This is a genomic window from Arthrobacter subterraneus (assembly GCF_900099735.1).
GTDB classification, from domain to species: domain Bacteria; phylum Actinomycetota; class Actinomycetes; order Actinomycetales; family Micrococcaceae; genus Arthrobacter_D; species Arthrobacter_D subterraneus.
This window is the reverse complement of sequence record NZ_FNDT01000025.1, coordinates 1-20,752: the sequence shown is the minus strand read 5'-3', so window position 1 is coordinate 20,752 and position 20,752 is coordinate 1. Positions and strand designations below refer to the sequence as shown.

Genomic DNA, 20,752 nt, shown 5'->3' with positions numbered 1-20,752 from the left:
CAAGATGACACGACCGACCACACCACCTTCCTCTACTGCTGAAAGACGCCCGGTGAGCCAACACTTCCACCTTTCTTTCCTCCAGTTGCACGACCGCCAGGATGCCAGTACGCCGCGTTTCGCCCGGCACGGCCCCTTCGCGCTCCTGCTGCTGCTCACAGGTTCCGTGGGATGGACCGCATCGGCGGTCCTGGTCCTGGAACGGCTCGCCGCCTATGAGGATCCCGGCCACGTGACCAGCTGCGACGTCAACCCCTGGATTTCCTGCGGGCAGGTGTTCAAGACCTGGCAGGCCTCGCTGTTCGGCTTCCCCAACCCGCTGATCGGTGTCGTCGCGTTCGCCATCGTCATCACCACTGGCATGGTACTGCTCTCCGGAGCACGGCTCGGCCGGTGGTACTGGATGGGATTGCAGGCAGGGGTCACGGCCGGCTTCGCCTTCGTGGTCTGGTTGTGGAGCCAGGCCCTATACGACATCTACATTCTCTGCATCTACTGCATGATCGTCTGGGCCATGATGAGCCCCCTGTTCATCCTCCTCACCATCCGCAACCTGGTCCACGGGAGCATCAAAGCCCCGCCAGCCGTTGTGCAAGGTGTCGCGGACTGGGCATGGACCATCGTTGGGCTGACCTGGGTGGCGGCCGCCGCCTCCGTGTTCTTCCGGTTCCTGCCCGTCTTCATCCGATAAGCGACCACAACCCAATCGGCCGAATAACCCACCTGTCGTGCCCTGCCCTTACGAAGAAAGTGAAATGAAACTCAAACCAGCCCACATCACGATCGCCGTGCTGGCCGCTATCCTGTTGCTGGCGGTCGGTGTCATCGGCGGCCGCCTCCTTGCAGGAAGCCCGGAGCCCGGTGATGCCAGCGCCGACGCTGGGTTCGCCCGCGATATGCAGCGCCACCACGCCCAGGCAGTGGAAATGTCAATGCTTGTCCTGGACCGCACGGATACCGAGCCGGTCCGTGCCCTGGCCTACGACATCGCGCTGACGCAGCAGCAGCAGATCGGTCAGATGTTCGCCTGGCTCCAGGATTGGGGGCTACCGCAAACCGGGTCCGGGACGCCCATGCAATGGATGCCGGAGCATCAGATGAGCCCTGCCGGGACGGGTGAGGACCAGATGTCCATGCCCGGCATGGCCAGCGCAGAAGACCTCGATCGGCTCCGGGACTCTCAAGGGGACGAGGCGGAGCGGCTCTATCTGGAACTGATGATCGATCATCACCGCGGTGGCGTACAGATGGCCCAGGCGGCACTGGAGACCGCCACCACGGACCAGGTGCGCGACCTTGCCGGCAAGCTCATCACCTCCCAATCCTCGGAAATAGACGCGATGAACGCCCTGCTGCAGTCCCCTTAGACCAGTCCCGGGCCCCTCCTAACAACCCGCTGTCCGAATAATCCCTCAAGCCATTGAAAAGAGCAATCATGAATAAACGGAACAAGCTAGCAAACCGTGACCGGCAGGCCCGGCTACAGGCTATCCAGGTGCAGCAGAAGACCGCGGAACGGCGCAAGAACATCGCGGTGTATGGTACGGTGCTCCTGCTGGCTGCCGCCATCGCGGCGGCGGTGACCTTCGTCATCGTCGATGAAATCCGTCAGGACGCGGCGCTGACCGCGGCGGCCGAAGCACCCATCGACGGGGTGCAGACCTTCGAGGATCTCTCCCGTAACCACACCGAAACACCGGTCGATTACCCCCAGTCTCCCGGCGCGGGCGGTGATCACGCACCGGTGTGGACCAACTGCGGTGTCTACACCGAACCCATCAGTGAGACCCGCGCGGTACATACCCTCGAACACGGTGCGGCCTGGATCAGTTACCGGGCGGATCTTGATCCGGCAGGCGTTGAAGCGTTAACGGAGCTGGTGGGTGAGCGCAGTTACGTGCTGCTGAGCCCAGTGGAGGGCCAGGAGAGCGCGGTGACGGCCACCGCCTGGGGAACCCAGCTGGCCGTCGAAGACCCCGAAGATCCACGCCTGGAGACCTTCCTAGCCAAGTACGTGCAGGGGCCGCAGACCCCCGAAGCGGGAGCCCCCTGCACCGGCGGCGTCGACGCGTAGCGGGTACCGGGCAATGCGCATCGAACTCCGATACACCGACGGCTGCCCGGCAGCGCAGCCGCTGCGGGAAGCTGCCGAGGACGCCCTGGAGGATGTGGCCCCGCAGGAACACATCATGTTCACCAGGGTTCGGGCCGCCGAGGGCGCTTCCCACGGGATCTTCCCCGGCAGCCCGATGTTACTGATAGACGGACATGAAGTCGGGCCAAATGATGCTGGACAGGTATATGTCTCAGGTTTGGGCCTTCCCGATCCGAAGGTTCCGCAGCAGCCGGAGATCAGGACAGCGCTCGGGCAGGCGGCCTTCAACGCACCGGTCCGCATGCCCCTGCGCCACCGCCGGATAGTGCTCATCGCCGCGCTGCTGATCCTGTTCGGAGCGCTGCTGGGCCAGCTCGCCGCCTGGGGGGCAGTTGTAACCTTGGCCGGGCTGGCCCTGCTGGCAGTCGGTTTTGCCGGCAATGGCCGCCGGAAGGGCGCCCAACCCTACATGTGGGCGGCCGGTTTCGCTGCGCTCTCCTGGCTGCTGGCAACGTCCGCAATCTGGTGGGAAGTTTTTTTCGGCGAACCATTCCGGCTCGGGGCGACAGCCGGTGTGCTCTTCTGGGTGGGCTCCACCTCAGCCCTGGTCACCATGCTGAGCGTCGCCGCCGGCACAGTGGCGCGCCACCGGCTACGGCAACAACTGCGACAACAGCTGCGACAAGACCCGAATCAACCATGACAACTCCTTACACTCACCGAGACAGTACGAAGGAAACCCACGATGTTGCTAATCGCTTCAGTGTTTGCGCTGGTACCAGCCCCGGATGAGGGCCAGCTGCGCCCTGGCCTGGATCCCAGCCAGGTCACCCCCGGCCTGCTGGGGTTTCTCATGACGTTGTTCATGGTGATCGCCGTGATCCTCCTGATGCGCTCCATGGTGGGTCGCGTCCGCAGGGTCCGCTACCGGGCGCAGGCCGAAGAAGAATTGCAGCGCACCCAGACCGGTACCGTGCCGGCACCCCGTGCGGTCGGTGCCGCGCACACCCCAACGCCCCGCGTAGAAGCCGGACCTGAGAGCTATAACTAATTTCGGCTCACCATGGCCTAGTATTTAGGCATGCCGAAAACTTTTCTACAAGGGCGGGACCGCCGTGTCTTCCCGCTGCGGGGTGTGCTCCTGCTGGGACCGGCGTTTGTGGCGTCGGTAGCCTACGTCGATCCCGGCAACGTAGCGGCGAACCTCACCGCCGGCGCACGGTACGGGTACCTGCTGGTGTGGGTGCTGGTAGCCGCCAACCTGATGGCGGTTCTGATCCAATACCAGTCCGCGAAGCTCGGTCTGGTCACCGGCCGGTCGCTGCCTGAACTGATCGGAGGGAAACTTCCCGCGGGCCGTCGCCGGGCCTTCTGGGTCCAGGCCGAGGTGGTTGCCGCCGCCACCGATGTGGCGGAGGTTATCGGCGGAGCGCTGGCGCTGAACCTGCTCTTCGGGACCCCCCTGCTCCTGGGCGGACTCATCATGGGAGCAGCGTCCATGCTGCTGCTGTCCCTGCAAACCAGGAACCGGCAGCACCTTTTTGAACGGACCATTCTGGTCCTCCTGGCCGTCATCGCCGCGGGGTTCACCGCCGGGGTTCTTGCGAACCCGCCGGCGGCCGGTCCGGCACTGGGCGGGCTGGTGCCCCGGCTGGAAGGAACCGATACCGTCCTGCTGGCCGCCAGCATGCTCGGTGCCACCGTCATGCCGCACGCCATCTACCTACATTCAGCGCTCTCCGTTCACCGCCACGGGACCGGGCATCCGCCATCGCACCTGCGCCGGCTGATCCGTGCCGCGCGGGTCGACGTCATTGCCGCCCTCGCCCTGGCCGGCACTGTCAATATCGCCATGCTTCTCGCCGCCGCCAGCAGCCTGCGCGGGGTGGAGGGGACTGAAACCATCGAAGGCGCCTACTCGGCGATCGGGCAGAGCCTGGGCCCTGTCGTGGCCGCCGCTTTCGCCATCGGGCTGCTCGCCTCGGGGCTGGCCTCCACCTCGGTGGGTTCTTATGCCGGGGCCGTCATTATGGAGGGCCTGCTGCGGATCCGGGTCAGACTCTGGGTGCGCAGAGTCACCACCCTGCTGCCGGCCCTGGCCATCCTTGCCGGCGGTATCGAGCCGACCATGGCGCTGGTGCTCAGCCAGGTGGTCCTAAGTATGGGTATACCGTTCGCGTTGGTCCCGTTGGTCCGCGCCTCGGCCGACCGGAGGCTGATGGGCGACCATGTCAACTCCAAGGCGTTGAGTATCTGTAGCTATGTCAGTGCAGGACTAATCATCGCCTTGAACGTTGCCCTGCTGGTGTTGACTTTTACCGGGGCCGGGTAGACGGCGCCTGTTACCGTCCGGCCTACTCGACACTGTCCGCAATCACGGAACGGAACTCCTCCAGGGTTGCCACGTCGACCAGCTCACCGTCCAGGAAAAAAGTCGGCGTTCCGGTGACCTGCAAGGCTGTTCCATCCGCGACGTCACGCTCAATACGTTCCCGGGTCTGCGGGTCCGCTACAGCCGCATCGAAGGTCACCATGTCCAGGCCAAGTTCCTGCGCGAAATCCCGGAACACTTCGGCCTTGGACTCGCTGGCCTCACCCCAGTCCGCCTGGGTTTCATACATCCTGTCCAGCATCGGAACGAACTGTCCCTGCTGCGCGGCGGCTTCGACAGCCAGTGCCGCGTTCATCGAGTTCATGTGTCCGGGAAGCGGGAAGTAGCGGGCGACGATGGTGAGGTTCTGGCCATATTCTTCCTTCAGATCATCGACGAAGGGCTTCGCCGCGCGGCACGCCTCGCACTCGAAGTCCAGGAACTCAACCAATACCGCCTTCTCCTGCGGTGCCTGGGAAATAATCCGGCTGTCCTCTCGCACCACCTGCGCTCCACCGGCGTCGACCGCCAGGGTCTCCTGTTTGTCGGCCTGGACCATGCTGGCTATCACCATGGTGAGCACCATCGCCAGGACGGCGACGCCAATCACAATCCACACGGTGCGTTGTGCCCTGGAGGTGCCGGGCTTCATAGAGGTAGAACTCATCGGGAGGGGGTTTCCTTACTGGCAGTATTTTTGCGGATGACAGGGGGTCTACGGGTCAGTGCGCTAGATGGTGCTCATGAGCGCGGTGGCCGGCCGGTTCGATCTGGAACGTCGAGTGCTCGATACCCGTCCTGAAATGGGTGGAGACGCACTCCTGCAACCGGTCCAGCACCTCATGTGTCCCGCCTCCGGCGACGACCTCATCGGCCAGCACAACGTGCGCGGTCAGAACCGGCAGGCCGGTGGCGATCTGGGTGACGTGCAGGTCGTGCACCTCCACGACCCCTGGCATCCCCAGGATGTGTTCACGGATCTGCGCCGGATCAACGCCCGGCGGGGTGCCCTCCAACAGCACGTGCACAGTCTCCCGGAGGAGTTTGATCGTGCGGGGCAGGATCAGCGCCCCTATCAGCATTGCAACGATCGCATCGGCCCGGACCCAACCGGTCAGGGTGATGATCACCGCCGCGACGATCACCGCAACCGAGCCCAACGCGTCATTGAGGACCTCCAGGAACGCCGCCCGAAGGTTGAAGTTGGCCGACCTGCTCCTAGACAGCACGAATAGCGCGGCGATGTTGCCGGCCAACCCGATCACCCCGAAAATCACCATCTGCTCGGAGGCAACCTCGGCTGGGGTGATGAGACGTTGGATTCCCTCAATCAGAACATAGGTCCCCACCGCCATCAGGATCCCTGCCTGGACCATCGCGGCCACGACCTCGGCACGCCGGAACCCCCAGGACCGCTTCGCCGTGGCAGGGCGCAACGCCAGGGTGGCCGCGGTCAATGCCATCGCCAGTCCCCCGGCATCGGTGAAAACGTGCGCCGAGTCAAAGAGCAGCGCCAGGCTGCCGGTCAACCATGCCCCGAAGACCTGGAACACGAAAACGCTCAGCGTAATGGCCAGCGCGATCGCGATCGGCCGGCGATGCGTCGGGGCGCCCGTGTCAGGTTCATGGCTATGGTTATGCATACCGAAAATGATACAGGAAACGCTGAACTCAAGGCTGGGTGTACTCTGATATCCATGGAATCGCTGACAACCGGGCAGGTACTGGCGAAGTTCGGATATGCCCTGTCCGACCCGACCCGTGCGCGGATCCTCCTGGCGCTGCGGTCCGGACCGAATTATCCGGCCGTCCTGGCCGACATTCTGGACGTCTCGCGCCAGAGTATGTCGAATCACCTGACCTGCCTGCGCGGCTGCGGCCTGGTGGTTTCCACCCCGGAGGGCCGTAAAGCCCGTTACGAGCTGGCCGATCCCCGCCTGGCTCACGCGCTCGGTGACCTGCTCGAAGTGGTCCTGGTCACCGACACGACTCTGTGCCATAACCAGGAAACCATAGCCGGTGGATGAACCGGCAGTGGAGGGTCCGGTGTGGATTCCCACCGCTCCTCCCTCGCTTGAAACCTTCCTCGCTCCCACTCTGCAGCCGATTCCGCTGATCCCGGCCATCGCCGCGCTGCTGGCACTGCTGTATCTGGCCGGTGCAGTCCGGCTCTGGTCCGCGCGCCGGAAGTGGCCGGTATGGCGCACGCTGACATTCTTGTCCGGGTGCCTGGTCATCGCGGTGGTCATGGGGGCGGGCATCGAAGGCTATGGGCTGCGGATGTTCTCCGTGTTCATGTTCCAGCAACTGACGCTGATGATGGCGGTGCCGCCCCTGCTGATTCTGGGACGGCCCGGCACCTTGCTGCTGCGGGCAACCCCCCATTGGGGCCCGGGGCGGCTGGTCCTGCGGCTGGCGCACGCCGGATTACGGTCGCGGATCAGCCGGATTGCACTGCACCCGGGCTTCATGATTCCGCTGTTCCTGATCAGTTTCTATGGGGTTTACCTCAGTGACCTGGCCGATCAGCTCCTTCCGAGCTGGTACGGGCACGTAAGCCTCGAGGTACTCTTCCTGGCCGCCGGGGTGCTGTTCACTGTACCGCTGATTTCCACCGACCCTCTGCCGATTCGGCAGACCCATTTCGGCCGGTTCGTCGATATTTTCGCCGAAATGCCGTTACACGCCTTTTTCGGGGTGATCATCATGATGGCCACCACCCCGGTCGTCGACTTCTTCGCTGTGCTTCCCGCTTCCTGGGAGGTGGATCCGATAACCGATCAGGGCATCGCCGGCGGGTTGGCCTGGTCCTACGGTGAGCTGCCATCGGTGCTGATCGTGTTGTTCATCCTGGTCCGTTGGCAGCGCGATGATGCACGGCAAGCCGTCGCCGCTGACCGGCACGCCGAAACAAACGGGACGCCGGAACTGGATGCCTACAACGCATACATCTCCCGACTCAATGACCGTGCCGACCGCGCCCATCGCAGCTAAGAGGCTCTCATGACCGCGGGGAAAAGCCGCCAACCGGCTCAACGAAACCTCGTCCTTGCCGCCGGGATGGTGATCGCTTTGGCTATCACAGCAGCGGCGCTGCTGTTCTCCGGGTCCGCGGAGCCGCGGGCCGTGGCCGACCCCGGCGGAGTCGTCCGTTGGGCGCTGCCAGTTGCCACCATGGTCCATTACCTTGCCCTCTCAGTGGTGTTGGCCGCCCTGGTGTATCTCACGGTGATCCTTCCCTGGCCCGCCCGGCGGGCGGCGACGACGCCCCAGCCGTGGCCGCCGGCGCTGAATCGTGTCCTGTCGGTGGGCACGGTTGCGGGGCTCATCTGGACCTTCTCGGCCGCGGCGGTGCTCATCCTCGGTTATGCCGACACGATCGGCAGTCCCCTATCGACGGATGAGGCCTTCACCCGGCAGTTGGAGTTCTACATGGTGAACATACCCAGCGGCCGAGCCTGGTTAGGCGTGATGATCATTGCGGCGCTGACCGCCACCCTCTTCTTCGCCGTCCAGAGCCGCATCGGATTCATCCTGACAGGCGTGCTGGCTGCCTTCGCCGTAGTACCGCTGTCGAGCATCGGGCACGCCGCCGGCAGCACCGACCACAGCGCCGGAGTCAGCGCGCTGAGTCTGCACCTGCTCGGGGTCAGTCTCTGGGTCGGTGGGGTCATCGTCCTGGGGCTGCTCTGGGATGTCCTCCCCTCCAACAACCCCACTGCCTCCACGAAGGAAACCGTCAGGATTTTCGCCCGGTTCTCCGTCCTCGCCGGCGCTGCGTTCGCCCTGGTGTTTGTCTCCGGAGTGATTAATACCGTCCTGCGCGTCGAAAGCATCCAGGGTCTTCTCTCACCGTATGGGGCGCTGATCATCCTCAAAACCCTGGCCACAATCGTGCTCGGCATTATCGGGTACCTGCACAGGACACGGATTACCGCGGCGGGCCGGAAGAACATGGCCTGGAAGCTCATCGGCACCGAAGCGACGATCATGGCAGGTGTGATGGGAATAGCCGCTGTCCTGGGACGGACACCACCGCCGGTCCCCCAACGACCCGAACCGGACATCACCGAAACCGAAATCCTCACCGGATACCCCCTCCCGCCCGAGCTCTCCGCGTTCACCGCATTCACCCAGTGGCGCTGGGACCTCTTCTGGGTGAGCCTCGCGGTCGTTGCCGCCTGGGGTTACCTGGCAGCGGTCCGCACGGCATCATCGTCGGGTGTGCAGTGGCCGAAGCGCCGGATCCTCTGCTGGCTGACCGGGCTGGGCCTGCTGGTCTACGCCACCTCGGGGGCACCGGCTGTCTATGGGCTGGTGCTGCTCAGCGCCCACCTGACAATGTTGCTGACCCTGGGACTGGTCGTGCCGTTGCTGCTGGTCTCCGCCCGCCCGGTACAGCTCCTCCAGATAACAGTGCCAGTGCCAGTGCCGGACGGTGGCAGTACCGGTGTGCGCGAATGGGCGCTGCAGGCCGCCAACCACCCGCTCCTGACGCGGCGGGAGACACCCTTCTACGCTGCTGCTGCCCTCCTGGGCTCCCTGCTCCTGGTCTATGGCACCGGACTCTTCACCACGATCACCGCCAACCAGCTCTCCCTGCAACTGACCAACGGCTATCTGCTCTGCCTCGGACTGGTCTTCTTCGGTTCACTTTTTCACCGGGTGACTCCCCGGATGACCCGCGGAAGTCTCGCCCCGGTGCTGGCCGCACTGTCCGTGACCCTCGCCGCAGCGGCCTTCCTGGCAGTATCCCCGGAACCGCTCCACGCGGATTGGTTCAGCAACGCTGAACGCAGCTGGGGTCCCTCGCTGGCGGAGGATCAGCGACTGGCTGCTTCAGTGGTGGTTCTTGTGGCCGGCGGCGCACCGCTGCTGGCATCGGCGATCATCCTCATCCGCCGGCAGCAGCGGCAGACACCCACAACCGCCTCAGTGGGCCGCTAGCTGTATTGCCCTGAGAGGTTGGTGACGCGACTGGCTGGTGGCTGACCTTTGAGTGAGGTGTGGCCTCGGTGATGATTGTAATGATGGAGCCAGGCCGGGAAAGCGGTGACCCGGTCTGCTTCTGAGATGTAGGGGCGGGCGTAGGCCCATTCATCGAGCAGGGTGCGGTTGTCGCGTTCGACTTTACCGTTGGTTTGCGGCCGGTATGGGCGGGTGCGTTTGTGCTTCACACCGTCTCCGAGGGCTGCAGCGAAGGCCCGGGACCGGTAGCAGGAGCCGTTATCGGTCAGCACCCGTGTAACGGTGATCCCGCAGGATGCGAAGTAGGCCCGGGCGCGTTCCCAGAACCCTGCTGCGGTGTCTTTGCGTTCATCGTTGAGGATCTCGGTGTAGGCCAGCCGTGAGTGGTCATCGACCGCGTTATGCAGGTAGTGATAGCCCGGACGCCGGTTGGCTGCGGTGCGGGTCTTGTTCGCCGTCCCGGTGGCCCTGCCCACGGCGCGGTGACCGCCGCCGTCGGGGATCCGCCCGAGCTTCTTATGTCCACGTGCACCAGGTCCCCCGGGGCGGTGTGCTCATAGCGGCGGATCACCCGGCCGGTGGCACGGTCCAGCCAGCACAACCTGGCCAGGCCGTACCGTGTCAGGACCCGGTGCACGGTCGAGGGATGCACCCCGAGGTGGTACCCGATCCGTGCCGGTCCCCACCGCCGGTTGACTCGGATCGCGATGATCCGGCGCTCCGTACGGGCCGGCGTCCGACGCGGACAATGACGGGGCCGGCTGGAAACGTCCATCATCCCGGCGGATCCGTGCTGGCGGTACCGGCGTGCCCAGCGTGCAGCAGTGGTCACGGAGAAGTGGAACCGTTCCGCGGCCCGGCGCAGCGGCCAACCATCATCAACAACACACTGAGCCAGTAACAGCCGGCCCTTCGGGGTGAGCAGGGCGTTAGGGTGGGACATTGAAGACCTCCTGGTTAGTGGATGCCCTAGACAAGCCCCACTTCACCCGGAGGTCTTCTTCATGTCACCAAGCCACGCCCACCGTCACTAACCTCTGTGGTCAATACAGCTAGCCCTCCGTACCGTCCTCACGTGCGTCTGCTTTGACGGCTTGGCGGTGCCCGATCATGAACGCTGCGGCGCCGGCGACCAGGATCACCGCGATCACGATCGGCAGCAACCAACTAACGCCCCCGGAACTCTCTGTATCCTCGGATGCCGGCTCGGCAACCGGATCCTCCTCTTCACTCGCGCTTGGGCTGGCGTCCGCTGTCGGCGTCGGCTCCGCACTTTCGGCTGCCGATGCGCTGGCGGAGGGCCCCTCAGTCGGTGTCGAGCTGGCCGGTTCGTAGGTGAACTCGAAGACGCCCTCGATCGGGTGCCCGTCGGAGGAAACGGTCCGCCACGCCACGCTGTACACGCCGGGGGCGTCAATGGTGGCCGGGGCGGACATGACGTTCCCCTCCAGAGTGACCGGTGTTGCCTCAACCGGGTTATTGTCCGGTCCGGTGATCTGTATCCGGCTCAGCTCCAGTCCGGAGGATTCCAAGGGCGCTTCGGAGAGGGTGATGGTGATGGTCTCCGGCGCCGTATCGATGACCTGGCCTTCCTCCGGGGCGGTCCCAATCAGCGAGTCATGCGCAATGGCTGCCGGTGTTCCGATTAGCCCGATCATTGTGGCGGCGAGGATGCCCAGCAGCGCCCTTCGAAGGCCCGGTGTTCGGGGACGACGGGTGTGTAGGGTGATGGGTGGTTTGGGTACGTGCATGACTCTCCTCGGGTAATAGCGGACGGTGGAAAGGGTCAGCGCGGCTGAAACAATCAGAGCCACTGGGTGGGATCAACCACCGTGTCGTTGATCATGACCTCGAAATGGAGGTGGCATCCGGTGGAGTTCCCTGTGGTTCCCGCATTCGCGATCATCTCGCCCTGGCCCACCGCCTGCCCGGTGCTGACCGTGATGACGGACAGATGGTTATAGGTGGTCTTCAGCCCGTTGCCGTGATCGATGACGATTCGGTTTCCTCCCCCGTAGGGGCTCCAGCCGGCTTCGACGACCGTGCCGCCCTGTGCGGCGAGAACCTCGGTGGTGCAGGAGGCGACCAGGTCAAGCCCGGTATGCAATTCGCCAGCACCGGTCAGCGGGCTCAAGCGGTACCCAAAACTCGATGTCGTGGCCATAGAACCGAGCGGGGCGGTAAACCGTGCTCCGACAACGGGTTCGGAATCCTCCTCGATGGGAGCCTCCGCAGTGGGTTCACGCGTTTCGTTCTCAACCGAACCCGCGGCCAGCATAGGAGAATCGACCGTTCCGGAACCTGACGCGGGGACAGCCGCAACAGCGCTACGGCTAAACGTGACCTCCGCTTCGGGGTCAGCCGTGACCTGCTTGGGGGGCGTGGGTCTGGCTTGGATGGCTGGCTCCATGCTGGCGCTTCCCTGGGCGGGGAGGATCACGCCGCTGAGCAGCCCGGCTGCACCCAACACCATCGCTGTAGGTTTTATCCACCTGCTATTGGTTGCGGTGGCTGGGCCTGCCGCCCGTCGGCCATGCTTCGGGCGGCGCTCCGCCGCCCGTCGGCCATGAGGCGCTGGTTCCGCACGGCGGCGGCCGGCGGCCTTGTGTGATGACAAGAAGATTCCTTTCCGAACGCCGCTGAAGTTAGCTGTCGGATTCGGGCAAGGAATCGGCCCGGCCGTTTCAGTTTAAAATACTGGAACGGCTTCACCCCAAGGCAGCACAATGGCCACCACAAGAAGTGGGTCCTCCACCCCTGCCGGGTTACGTAACGGCGGCTGGATTCCCGGCAGGGTTAGGCGTTGAAACCAGCGTCGCCAACCGATCGCGGCGACGAATTCACTCTACAGGGACGGCTGTATAGTTACAATTCCGTAATCTTTTGAGAGTGGGACTCAATTGCAGCGGGACCTCCTGCCTGCAAGATAGCCCTTCACGCGCGGAAAAGCCGACCGGAGCAACACCTCCCGAGCGAGCGAAACAGGCGGCCTCTAATGACCGGTCACCGGACAGATCGGATGGTGACAGCAGCGGACATAGTGCGGTGCCGGTCATCCCACTGTGCCGGTCATCCCACTGTGCTGCCCGCTCCCGGCTACGCTTCCGCCATTGTCGTTGGTGTTCGCCCAATCGGTTTTCACCGCTTTAGATACCCTGGTTCGGGGTCCTGTTTACCCGGTCAAGGGTTGGTGGTGACTTCCATTCCGGACGACTCCTCCCGGCTACGAATGCCCCGGCGAATCGGGATGTTTTCTTTCATGAAATCCTGCCCGGGTGCCTGCCGGAAGTCCCGGGTGCCCGCCGAAGTTCTGTCAGCGGCGGCAGGTTAGGCCATTACCAGGAACAGAAGGGACTGCGCCTGCGAGGTGCGTTGGGGTTACCACGCCAGCCCTGATGGACTCTGAACACGATCAGGCGAGCTTCGCAGCTGTTCACTTTCCTGTCACTTGTCTGCCACCTGAGGTCCGTACCCTCCTGGAGGGTGGGGCACCATGATGGCGCCCGGACCTGGTAACCGGTGAGACTACAGAAAGACCACATGCGATGAGATCGAAACAAATCAGGCGTTCCCTCTACCTAAGCGGGGCTGCGGGGGTGGCCGCCTCGACGGTCGCTGCCGGGATGGTACTTCCGGCAGCCATGGCGGGCCCCTCGGAGGCGCAACAGGCCGGCACCGGTCAGGACAGGGCGCGCAATGTGATTCTGCTCGTCGGTGACGGCATGGGGGACTTTGAACTGTCAGCGGCGCGCAACTACGAATACGGTGCCGCTGGTCGACTGAAGATGGATGCAATGCCTGATCGCAGCACCGTCACCACCTACTCGGTTCAGGAAACAGAACCGGCGGCACCGAATTACGTGGCCGATTCCGCAGCCACTTCCACCGCCTGGTCAACGGGAGTGAAGACCAGCAACGGAAGGATTTCCACCACCGCTGCGGCTGACGAGGATGTACCGACGAGTATGGAGATGGCGCAGGAGGCCGGGATGCTCATCGGTAACGTGAGCACTGCCCGCCTCACCGATGCCACCCCGGCCGGAGCTATGGCGCACGTAGCCAAGCGCGGATGCGAAGGACCGGCGCAGACCACGAGGGACTGCCCGCAGGACGCTACCGAAAATGGCGGTCCGGGTTCGATAGCAGAGCAGTCCATTGATCTGGGGGTCGACGTGCTCCTGGGAGGCGGAGCGGACCGTTACGACCAGAACATTCTGGCCGGCGAGTTCGCTGGCCAGACGGTCGCTGAGTCAGCGGCCGCCCGTGGCTACAACGTCATGCGCGATGCTGACAACCTTGCTGAAGCGCAGCTGCCAGTGCTCGGACTGTTTGCCGGAGGCCACTTGCCCACTGAACTGACCGGCGCTCAAGCTGCCCCCGGTGGTGTCGACGTAACCTGTGAGGCCAACCCCGAGTTCACTGACGAGATCCCCACCGTCGATGAGATGACCGACCAGGCGCTGGACCTGCTCGATCGTAGTCAAGGAAACAACGGTGCCGCCAAGGGCCAGCCAGGATTCTTCCTTCAAGTTGAGGGCGCTTCCATCGACAAGCAGGACCATGCCGCCAACCCCTGCGCCCAGATCGGTGAGACTGTCGCTTTCGACCGGGCGGTGCAGGTCGCCCTGGATTATGCCGAAGCCGAGGGCAACACCACGGTCCTGGTGACCGCCGACCACAGCCACACAAGCCAGATCATCCCTGCCGGCGACACCGATTCCCCCGGGGCAACGGCTACGCTCACCACTGCCGATGGACAGCCGATGAAGCTCAATTACGCTACCTCTCCCACCACCAAATCCCAGGACCACACCGGCTCAACCGTGCCGCTACTGGCCTTCGGTCCTGGCGCCGGGAACCTTCCAGCCCTGATCGACCAGACCGATATCTTCGACATCATCACCACTGCACTCAACCTGCCCTGACAAGCAAGGATCCGCACCAGTAAACGATAAGTTAGGCTGGAGTTGTGCCTGTTGCGGGCATGCAGTTGCCGGTGACGTGGCGCCCTAGCCGCCAGTCACCGGCAGCTGGCCCACTCTGCGGCAGAGCGGCGTGATAAATCCGCCCCAAAGCAATCGATGAGCAGACGGGGACGGGAACATGCAGTGGTGTGGCAAGCTATTGGTCATGTCCGAAGCTCCCGCACCACCCGATGCAATCCTTTACGACGAACGGCTGTGGCCGACGCCGTTTGTGTGGGTGCTAGTCACAGGAGTGGCAGGAGCATCCATTCTGGTCTTCGCGCCGATCAGCATGCTCACCGGAATCATCGCCTGCATCACGATCTTTGTCATCGTTGCCGCTCTCCTGATCCTGTCAACCCCGCGGATCACTGTGACTGCCAGCACATTGAAAGTGGGTCGTGCCCATATCGACCGGACCTACCTGGGTACGGCGCGTTCCTATAGGAATAAGGAGGCCACCCACCAGCGCGGGCCTGCGCTGAACGCCTTGGCGTATCTATGCATCCGGGGCTGGATCGACCCCGTGGTGCGGATCGATATAGACGATGAAGAAGACCCCACCCCGTACTGGCTGGTATCGACCAGACATCCGACCAAACTCGTCAATGCCGTAAGCGGCGAAGCTTTAAGCGGCGAAAGTGCTGTACCGGAACAGAGGGACGGTTGACGCCTTCAACGTGGCCGGAGAATCCCGTTTTGACGATCGGGAAAAAACAAACTGAAGAATCGAATCTGAAACCAATTCCGAGAACAGGGCGATGGGCCGAGCCTGCATTGGAATACCGACCTCACCAGCTTCTCGATGGTGTTCCTGCCCGAAACGTTCGAGGCCTCCTTCATCCTGCCGTTATTGAAATGTGACAGACACCGGGTAGGACGGATATGATCCTCGCGGTGTCTTGGCCTCGATACGGGTGACACCCCTCCAGCAGATTGCCTAACTCTGTCGCTGCGGGAGGTCCGTCCTATACAGAACACGGCAGAGGCGGGGGAACCGACGAACGGGGTTCCGAAAGAAAGCCCTAGGGGTTAAGGCGGAAGCCGCACATACTTGGTTGCTGCAGTACGCCCGGGTGACTCCCATCCGAATCCGACAGCTAACTTCGCAGGCATAGGGAGAGGCTCATCATGTCAAAAACCCGCCATACCGCGCGCCACCGCGCCGCCCCGACCAACCCTCTGCGCAACGTTGCCAAAGCGGCTTCGTCGGGGGTTAGCACAGTAGGACGCCCGGCAGCGGTAGCCGTTGCTGTATCCGGTCTGATGCTCGGGTCAACGTTACCGGCCAACGCCGGAGCGACCAGCGCCCCCTCCACAACGACACCGCAGCAACTCCCGGTCATCGCCGTCACCCAGACGGTGGGTGCGGCTGCTCCTGTAGCAGCAGTACCAACGGTGGGCGCCACGCACACGGTTCAATCAGGTGACACCCTCGGAAAAATCGCGGCCTCCTACGGTGTGAGCCTGGACTCGATCTTCGCCCTCAACGGGTTGGGATGGGAATCCATCATCTACCCCGGCGACCTCATCGCCCTGACAGGTGCCGCCACCGGCGTAAGCGGTGTAACGGCACCGGCAGCACCTGCGCGGGTGGAAACCAGCACCATGGGCATCACGACCGCCGCGAGCACCATTGAACGCGCTCCGGCTCAGGTCTCAAACACTGCGGCGGCAAGCAGTGTTGGCGCTGCGCTGGTGGCGTCGGCGTACGCCCAGATGGGTGCCACTCAGGACTGCACGATCCTCGTCGAGGTTGCGCTGCGTTCGATCGGTAAATCCGTCGGCGACCTGGCACCCGAGCAGTTCTACCAGTATGGAACCGTCGTGGGCTCTCCTGTCCCCGGGGACCTGGTCATCCGGCCCGGGCACGTAGCTATCTACGTCGGGAACGGACAAGTCATCAGCAGCGGAATGAATGGCGTGAACGCGACCATTCTGCACCCCCTGTCAGACCTGGCGGGATCCTCCTTCGTGCGGGTCAGCAGCTAACACCGCGGCGAACGAACGGATCTTCGCGCGCCGCCGGACGCGCGGCTATGAAGCTCGGAGTGGCAGGCAGTGACGCAGGGGGCGGTTCGCTAAGGGTCCCCTGCGTCCTGCCTTTACGGGGTGCCTACCGAGTCATAGGCGTCAGGGAAGGGCGGCAGCGCCGTACCGTCATCCAAACGGCTCGGGCCGGCTTTCATGGGATCGTTCTCCGAGGGTTCGAGAGCGGCTGTACCGACGCGGAACTGGACCATCATGTCGTGGTCCTCGTGCGGAAGATTGTGGCAATGGATCATGTAACGGCCGCGGTGCGGACCGAACTTCATGAGTAAGTGCGCAGTTTCCCCCTCCCCAACGTAGACGACGTCCTTCGGGCCCTGCTCGTAGGCGTAGTTGGCACGATTCTCACCGCCGATAATTTTGAAGTCCACGAGATGGACGTGCATGGGGTGGAACCATCCGCCGCTGGAGTTCTCGAATTCCCAGATCTCGGTGCTGTTCAGTTCGGGGTTGGCGACGATCCGTTGATAGTTGCTGGCCACTACGTCAGCCCACGTTTGACCGTCGATGGTCCACATGTTGGTGCGGTCATCGCGCTTGAGCCTGAAGTGACGACGGATCAAGGCGTCGCTCGACTTCAGCGCCATGACTTCGTTACCCGGGTCCAACTCGATGGGAAGAGTGTTCCAGGTCGGGTCACTGGTGTCGACCGGGGAATCGACGACGTCAAAAGCCATGATTTTATCGGTGTGGTTGTAGTCGACGTTGTTGTCGTTGGACAGGTTCATCAGTTGAATCCGCTGTCCGGGCTGGTAGTTGCGGAAGTCAATCAGGATCTCGTAGCGTTCGCCGCTGGCGTGCCGCCACTGGGAGACCTCCTGCGACCGGGGCATGAGTCCACCGTCGGTGGCGACCATCAGGACTGGGTCGCCGGTGTCGAGCCGGAGCCGGAAGGAGCGCGACACGCATCCGTTGAGGAGACGGAATCGGTAGATACGTCGTTGGACTTGCATTACCGGCCACGGCCGGCCGTTGACCAGGATCACGTCACCGTAGACTCCGGATTGGTCGTTATCGTCGTAACCGAGTTCCCCGTTCTCCGCGAACATGGCATCGCTGATCGTTACCGCCACATCGAACCTGCCTTGAGGAAGCAGGCCTCGTTCGAGGTCATCGTGCATGTGGTACTGGCCCACCAACCCGGAATAGACGTTCGGGGCCGTGTTATGTACGGCATGATCGTGATACCAAAGGGTCCTGGCTGGCTGGTCGTTGGGATACTCATAGTCCTTGGCGAAGCGGGTGTGCACAATATCGCTGGCATACCCATCGAACTGCGGCAGGGAAGCCGATCCGTGCAGATGTGTCGACGAATAGAGCAGATGCCCGGCCCGCGGATCGGTTGCCGGCATCTGGTTCCGGACCCGCAGATACGCCTTCGTTCCCCGTTCCACTCTGATCGTCGGTCCCGGAAAAATGCCGTTATACCCAAGGATCTGCGTGAGCAGGTTTTTGTTCGGCAGGATTGATGCGGTCGCCGCGACCTGCGTAACCGAGTAGTAATTGATCTTCTTTTCATAATCGTCCGGATTCCGGCTCACCGCGTAGGGTTTCAGGACCGGAGCCTGCGTGAACCCGGTCCGGTACGGTAACGGCATCTGCTCATCCGGCAGAGCACTAGCTGACTTCGCCTGCACCGATCCAGTGGGCACCGTGAGCGCTCCAACCCCTAGAGCGCTTAAGCCACCGAAAAGCAGCACCTGACGTCGTGAAACAGACATAATTTCCCTCTCCGGACTAACGACGTCTCCTAACGATGCCCGGTAGCCGTTATGGAAACCCTGTGAACCCCAGCGCACTTTCGGAACTCCGCACAGACGCGGCAGCGCTCACACTCTGGCGAAGAAACCTGATCCGGGCCGAGCCAGCCTGAAGCACCGTAGCGCTGTCCTCACCGGCAAATGGGCCGTACGCATTCCAGTGGCTGGTTGCACCTTGGGTCAGACGTTGGTGACCCCCGGTTCGCCTCCGGCGCCGCACTCGCGAACATGCCACATCCGCAGAAGCAAAGGTGGACTTTTGACTTTCCCGTCTGTTCGGGAGCCTGTCGTCGTTGGAGGCTCCGATGGTGTCTTCCCTGTCATGGAAGAGTGCTGTTGATCGGGAGCCAAACTGTTAGCAGTTTCCACTACCCGGGTCTTCACCTTGATTTTCGCCTGACCGGAAACGTCGAAGTAACAACCGCTGGGCCGGTGACGCCTGTAACTCTGATCTCACGCCAAGGCAGCCAGCGGGCCTGCTGACTCCGATGGGGCTTCAGTCTCACCCGGGTCTATATTCTCAAGGGAAGAAAAACGGTCGAACAGCCAAGGGCCGCCGGATTCCAAAAGCGTCGGATCGAAGAAGTTCAGTACCTCCAGCTATCAAGGGCAGTTCAGTACGAGCCTTCACAACTGCCCAGTGTGGATTGCTGCCTGGGAGATGACCCGCCCCGCCCCGGGGGCTGAACCTATCTGCAGCGGCCGGTTCCTGCCGCCGGTCCAGCAAGAGCCCGCGAAAGACGAATGGGCGGAGAACCTACCCGGCGTGACGGCAGTCAAAAGACGAAGCGCCCCTCCGGATACCCTCACGGGCACCTTGAGGGGCGCTTTCGATTGCTGGGAGGGATTCGCCGTGTTAGCCGCTGACCCGCACGAAGGAGGATCCCGCCAGGTCTGACAGGGGGTGCAGGATGGTCGCGTTCACGCCGTTCATTCCGCTGCTGATGACCTGTCCGTTCCCGACGTAGATAGCTACGTGCCCGGGCCGGATGACCAGGTCCCCGGGGACAGGAGAGCCCACGACGGTTCCATACTGGTAGAACTGCTCGGGTGCCAGGTCGCCGACGGATTTACCGATCGAACGCAGAGCAACCTCGACGAGGATCGTGCAGTCCTGAGTGGCACCCATCTGGGCGTACGCCGACGCCACCAGCGCAGCGCCAACACTGCTGGAAGAAGAACTGGCTGCAGGCGCTGGCCTAGGCGTAGGTGCGGTTTCAGTCACCGCCGGTGCAGCAGCGGTCGCCGATGCAGCCGGCGCAGGCTCCGGTGCCGCGGGCGCCGCCTGGGCGGACTCGACCACAGGAGCGTTGACCTGATTGACGGTGCTGTTCTGTGCCGTCTGGGCTTCAATACTGGGCTGCGCCGGTGCGGGCGCTTCCTCGACGTTCGGGGCAGCCACCGGCGAAACAGCCTGCCGCTCAAAGGAAATGTCAGCTCCGGCTGCGGCAGTCACTTCCGCCTGGACCGGCGCGACTGTCAGTTCTGTGCTGCGCAGTGCCCGTTCCTCGGACTGTCCCGTAGCGTGGGCCGGCATTCCCGCCGTCAATACCAAACCGGACGCCGCGAGCAGGACCGCTGTCTGACGGCCAGCCGATCCGGCGTTCAAAGAAACTGCTTGCGATAAAGCGGTCAATGGATGTGCGTTGACCTGCGGGGCACGATGGCGGCCCTGAGCGCGTCGGTAGGACACAGTGAATAACCTCTCCCAGTGCCTACGAGGTGAGCTGTCGGATTCGGATGGGAGTCACCCGGACGCTTCTCGGTACTTACCCGAGAAGTGCGTCTTAACCCCTAGGACCCTGAGCAACAAAGTCCAAAAGTGGTTCCCCCGCCTCTGCCAAACGGTGTCGCGAACGGGCTGTGCGCTCGGTGGCAGAGCTCGGCAAACCGTGCACAGGTGCCAAAGTAGGTGTAGGCACTTTGACGACAGTACCGTCACCGCGACTGAATGTCACATTAAGGTCACGGCGCCTCCCGAAAAGGCGCCCAAGTCGCACGACCTCACCTCGACCACGTGGCAACGCTGAAGAAGCATCTAATCAACCGGCCGGTGGAGAGGCGTCGCGTCTAGGTGTATTGCCTGGGAGTTTGGTGACGCGGCTGGCTGGTGGCTGACCTTTGAATGAGGTGTGGCCTCGATGGCCTCGATGGCCTCGGTGATTGTAATGATGCAGCCAGGCCGGAAACGCGGGGACACGGTCCGCTTCTGAAGTGTAGGAGCGGCGTAGGCCCTTTCGTCGAGCATGGTGCGGTTGAAGCGTTCGACCTTACCGTTGGTCTGAGGCCGGTACGGTCGGGTGCGTTTGTGTTTGATGCGGGGTCCGTGGGCGTCGGCGAAGGCACGGGATCGGTACCCGTTGCCGTTATCGGTCAGGACTCGCTGGACGGTGATCCCGCGAGACTCGAACCAGGTGTTGGCGCGGTTCCAGAACGCGGCCACGGTTTCCTTCTTCTCATCGGTGAGGATCTCGGAGTAGGCAAAGCGTGAGTAATCGTCGACGGCGTTGTGAATGAAGTGATACCCGGGGCGGCGGTTGCGCTG

The 20,752-nt window shown here is 63.2% G+C and carries 18 protein-coding genes, 2 pseudogenes and 3 riboswitches; of the genes and pseudogenes, 12 read left to right on the top strand and 8 right to left on the bottom strand.

Annotated elements, in window-relative coordinates:
- Positions 1-4 precede the first annotated feature (4 nt).
- From BLS52_RS16450 to BLS52_RS16425, 6 genes are all read left to right on the top strand, one after another.
- Positions 5-691: a vitamin K epoxide reductase family protein gene (locus tag BLS52_RS16450; protein WP_090588160.1), complete on the top strand. Its 687-nt coding sequence runs from the start codon at positions 5-7 to the stop codon at positions 689-691.
- A 64-nt stretch (positions 692-755) separates the two neighbouring features.
- On the top strand, positions 756-1,367 hold the full coding sequence (locus BLS52_RS16445; RefSeq protein ID WP_090588158.1) for a DUF305 domain-containing protein: 612 nt from the start codon (positions 756-758) through the stop codon (positions 1,365-1,367).
- Positions 1,368-1,435: 68 nt separating this feature from the next.
- Positions 1,436-2,074 carry a thioredoxin-like domain-containing protein gene (locus BLS52_RS16440; protein WP_090588156.1) on the top strand — a complete coding sequence of 213 codons (639 nt, stop codon included), beginning with the start codon at positions 1,436-1,438 and terminating at the stop codon, positions 2,072-2,074.
- A 13-nt stretch (positions 2,075-2,087) separates the two neighbouring features.
- Complete coding sequence (locus tag BLS52_RS16435) at positions 2,088-2,798, top strand: hypothetical protein (RefSeq protein WP_090588155.1); 711 nt, start codon at positions 2,088-2,090, stop codon at positions 2,796-2,798.
- 42 nt (positions 2,799-2,840) lie between these two features.
- Positions 2,841-3,146, top strand: coding sequence for a hypothetical protein (locus tag BLS52_RS16430; RefSeq protein ID WP_175460210.1), 306 nt, complete (start codon positions 2,841-2,843; stop codon positions 3,144-3,146).
- A 30-nt stretch (positions 3,147-3,176) separates the two neighbouring features.
- Entirely contained in the window at positions 3,177-4,427 is a 1,251-nt protein-coding gene (locus tag BLS52_RS16425) for an Nramp family divalent metal transporter (RefSeq protein ID WP_090588153.1), read from the top strand.
- A gap of 22 nt (positions 4,428-4,449) precedes the next feature.
- Here the strand turns inward: BLS52_RS16425 and BLS52_RS16420 are convergent, their stop codons facing one another.
- Both BLS52_RS16420 and BLS52_RS16415 read right to left on the bottom strand, forming a co-directional pair.
- Positions 4,450-5,133 carry a DsbA family protein gene (locus BLS52_RS16420; RefSeq protein ID WP_090588151.1) on the bottom strand — a complete coding sequence of 228 codons (684 nt, stop codon included), beginning with the start codon at positions 5,131-5,133 and terminating at the stop codon, positions 4,450-4,452.
- A 55-nt stretch (positions 5,134-5,188) separates the two neighbouring features.
- Positions 5,189-6,109: a cation diffusion facilitator family transporter gene (locus BLS52_RS16415; RefSeq protein WP_090588150.1), complete on the bottom strand. Its 921-nt coding sequence runs from the start codon at positions 6,107-6,109 to the stop codon at positions 5,189-5,191.
- A 54-nt stretch (positions 6,110-6,163) separates the two neighbouring features.
- On the opposite strand from BLS52_RS16415, the gene BLS52_RS16410 reads away from it, so the two are divergent.
- Genes BLS52_RS16410 through BLS52_RS16400 form a run of 3 tightly spaced genes read left to right on the top strand, consistent with a single transcriptional unit; the run spans position 6,164 to position 9,413 of the window.
- Positions 6,164-6,493: an ArsR/SmtB family transcription factor gene (locus tag BLS52_RS16410; protein ID WP_090588148.1), complete on the top strand. Its 330-nt coding sequence runs from the start codon at positions 6,164-6,166 to the stop codon at positions 6,491-6,493.
- Complete coding sequence (locus BLS52_RS16405; RefSeq protein WP_090588146.1) at positions 6,486-7,460, top strand: cytochrome c oxidase assembly protein; 975 nt, start codon at positions 6,486-6,488, stop codon at positions 7,458-7,460. The genes BLS52_RS16410 and BLS52_RS16405 overlap by 8 nt, the downstream gene beginning before the upstream one ends.
- Positions 7,461-7,469: 9 nt before the next feature.
- Entirely contained in the window at positions 7,470-9,413 is a 1,944-nt protein-coding gene (locus tag BLS52_RS16400) for a bifunctional copper resistance protein CopD/cytochrome c oxidase assembly protein (protein ID WP_090588144.1), read from the top strand.
- Here the strand turns inward: BLS52_RS16400 and BLS52_RS16395 are convergent.
- The 3 genes and pseudogenes from BLS52_RS16395 to BLS52_RS18895 all read right to left on the bottom strand — a co-directional run bounded on the left by BLS52_RS16395 (position 9,410) and on the right by BLS52_RS18895 (position 11,907).
- Positions 9,410-10,377 (bottom strand): annotated as a pseudogene (locus BLS52_RS16395) (IS481 family transposase). The gene BLS52_RS16400 and the pseudogene BLS52_RS16395 sit on opposite strands and share 4 nt — an antisense overlap.
- 109 nt (positions 10,378-10,486) lie before the next feature.
- Positions 10,487-11,185, bottom strand: coding sequence for a copper resistance CopC family protein (locus BLS52_RS16390; RefSeq protein ID WP_090588142.1), 699 nt, complete (start codon positions 11,183-11,185; stop codon positions 10,487-10,489).
- A 53-nt stretch (positions 11,186-11,238) separates the two neighbouring features.
- Positions 11,239-11,907: a M23 family metallopeptidase gene (locus tag BLS52_RS18895; RefSeq protein WP_245702911.1), complete on the bottom strand. Its 669-nt coding sequence runs from the start codon at positions 11,905-11,907 to the stop codon at positions 11,239-11,241.
- Between the two features lie 147 nt (positions 11,908-12,054).
- A riboswitch (cyclic di-AMP (ydaO/yuaA leader) is annotated at positions 12,055-12,247 on the bottom strand.
- Between the two features lie 732 nt (positions 12,248-12,979).
- On the opposite strand from BLS52_RS18895, the gene BLS52_RS16380 reads away from it, so the two are divergent.
- From BLS52_RS16380 to BLS52_RS16370, 3 genes are all read left to right on the top strand, one after another.
- Positions 12,980-14,359, top strand: a complete 1,380-nt coding sequence (locus BLS52_RS16380) for an alkaline phosphatase (RefSeq protein ID WP_090588140.1) — start codon at positions 12,980-12,982, stop codon at positions 14,357-14,359.
- A 205-nt stretch (positions 14,360-14,564) separates the two neighbouring features.
- Positions 14,565-15,068, top strand: a complete 504-nt coding sequence (locus tag BLS52_RS16375; RefSeq protein WP_245702910.1) for a DUF3093 domain-containing protein — start codon at positions 14,565-14,567, stop codon at positions 15,066-15,068.
- Positions 15,069-15,359: 291 nt separating this feature from the next.
- A riboswitch (cyclic di-AMP (ydaO/yuaA leader) is annotated at positions 15,360-15,527 on the top strand.
- 2 nt (positions 15,528-15,529) lie between these two features.
- Complete coding sequence (locus BLS52_RS16370; RefSeq protein ID WP_090588137.1) at positions 15,530-16,390, top strand: LysM peptidoglycan-binding domain-containing protein; 861 nt, start codon at positions 15,530-15,532, stop codon at positions 16,388-16,390.
- Positions 16,391-16,503: 113 nt separating this feature from the next.
- Here the strand turns inward: BLS52_RS16370 and BLS52_RS16365 are convergent, their stop codons facing one another.
- The 3 genes and pseudogenes from BLS52_RS16365 to BLS52_RS16355 all read right to left on the bottom strand — a co-directional run.
- On the bottom strand, positions 16,504-18,099 hold the full coding sequence (locus BLS52_RS16365; RefSeq protein ID WP_245702909.1) for a multicopper oxidase family protein: 1,596 nt from the start codon (positions 18,097-18,099) through the stop codon (positions 16,504-16,506).
- A gap of 964 nt (positions 18,100-19,063) precedes the next feature.
- Positions 19,064-19,816, bottom strand: a complete 753-nt coding sequence (locus BLS52_RS16360; RefSeq protein ID WP_245702908.1) for an NlpC/P60 family protein — start codon at positions 19,814-19,816, stop codon at positions 19,064-19,066.
- Positions 19,817-19,905: 89 nt separating this feature from the next.
- Positions 19,906-20,079, bottom strand: a riboswitch (cyclic di-AMP (ydaO/yuaA leader).
- 170 nt (positions 20,080-20,249) lie between these two features.
- Positions 20,250-20,752 (bottom strand): annotated as a pseudogene (locus BLS52_RS16355) (integrase core domain-containing protein); the annotation flags it as partial.

Bases quoted from the DNA above. Each gene is read 5' to 3' on its own strand.
- BLS52_RS18895 (WP_245702911.1), bottom strand. From the start codon at position 11,907: ATGGTGTTGGGTGCAGCCGGGCTGCTCAGCGGCGTGATCCTCCCCGCC.
- BLS52_RS16390 (WP_090588142.1), bottom strand. From the start codon at position 11,185: ATGCACGTACCCAAACCACCCATCACCCTACACACCCGTCGTCCCCGA.
- BLS52_RS16375 (WP_245702910.1), top strand. From the start codon at position 14,565: ATGTCCGAAGCTCCCGCACCACCCGATGCAATCCTTTACGACGAACGG.
- BLS52_RS16420 (WP_090588151.1), bottom strand. From the start codon at position 5,133: ATGAGTTCTACCTCTATGAAGCCCGGCACCTCCAGGGCACAACGCACC.
- BLS52_RS16400 (WP_090588144.1), top strand. From the start codon at position 7,470: ATGACCGCGGGGAAAAGCCGCCAACCGGCTCAACGAAACCTCGTCCTT.
- BLS52_RS16440 (WP_090588156.1), top strand. From the start codon at position 1,436: ATGAATAAACGGAACAAGCTAGCAAACCGTGACCGGCAGGCCCGGCTA.
- BLS52_RS16450 (WP_090588160.1), top strand. From the start codon at position 5: ATGACACGACCGACCACACCACCTTCCTCTACTGCTGAAAGACGCCCG.
- BLS52_RS16430 (WP_175460210.1), top strand. From the start codon at position 2,841: ATGTTGCTAATCGCTTCAGTGTTTGCGCTGGTACCAGCCCCGGATGAG.
- BLS52_RS16415 (WP_090588150.1), bottom strand. From the start codon at position 6,109: ATGCATAACCATAGCCATGAACCTGACACGGGCGCCCCGACGCATCGC.
- BLS52_RS16425 (WP_090588153.1), top strand. From the start codon at position 3,177: ATGCCGAAAACTTTTCTACAAGGGCGGGACCGCCGTGTCTTCCCGCTG.
- BLS52_RS16410 (WP_090588148.1), top strand. From the start codon at position 6,164: ATGGAATCGCTGACAACCGGGCAGGTACTGGCGAAGTTCGGATATGCC.
- BLS52_RS16445 (WP_090588158.1), top strand. From the start codon at position 756: ATGAAACTCAAACCAGCCCACATCACGATCGCCGTGCTGGCCGCTATC.
- BLS52_RS16435 (WP_090588155.1), top strand. From the start codon at position 2,088: ATGCGCATCGAACTCCGATACACCGACGGCTGCCCGGCAGCGCAGCCG.
- BLS52_RS16380 (WP_090588140.1), top strand. From the start codon at position 12,980: ATGAGATCGAAACAAATCAGGCGTTCCCTCTACCTAAGCGGGGCTGCG.
- BLS52_RS16370 (WP_090588137.1), top strand. From the start codon at position 15,530: ATGTCAAAAACCCGCCATACCGCGCGCCACCGCGCCGCCCCGACCAAC.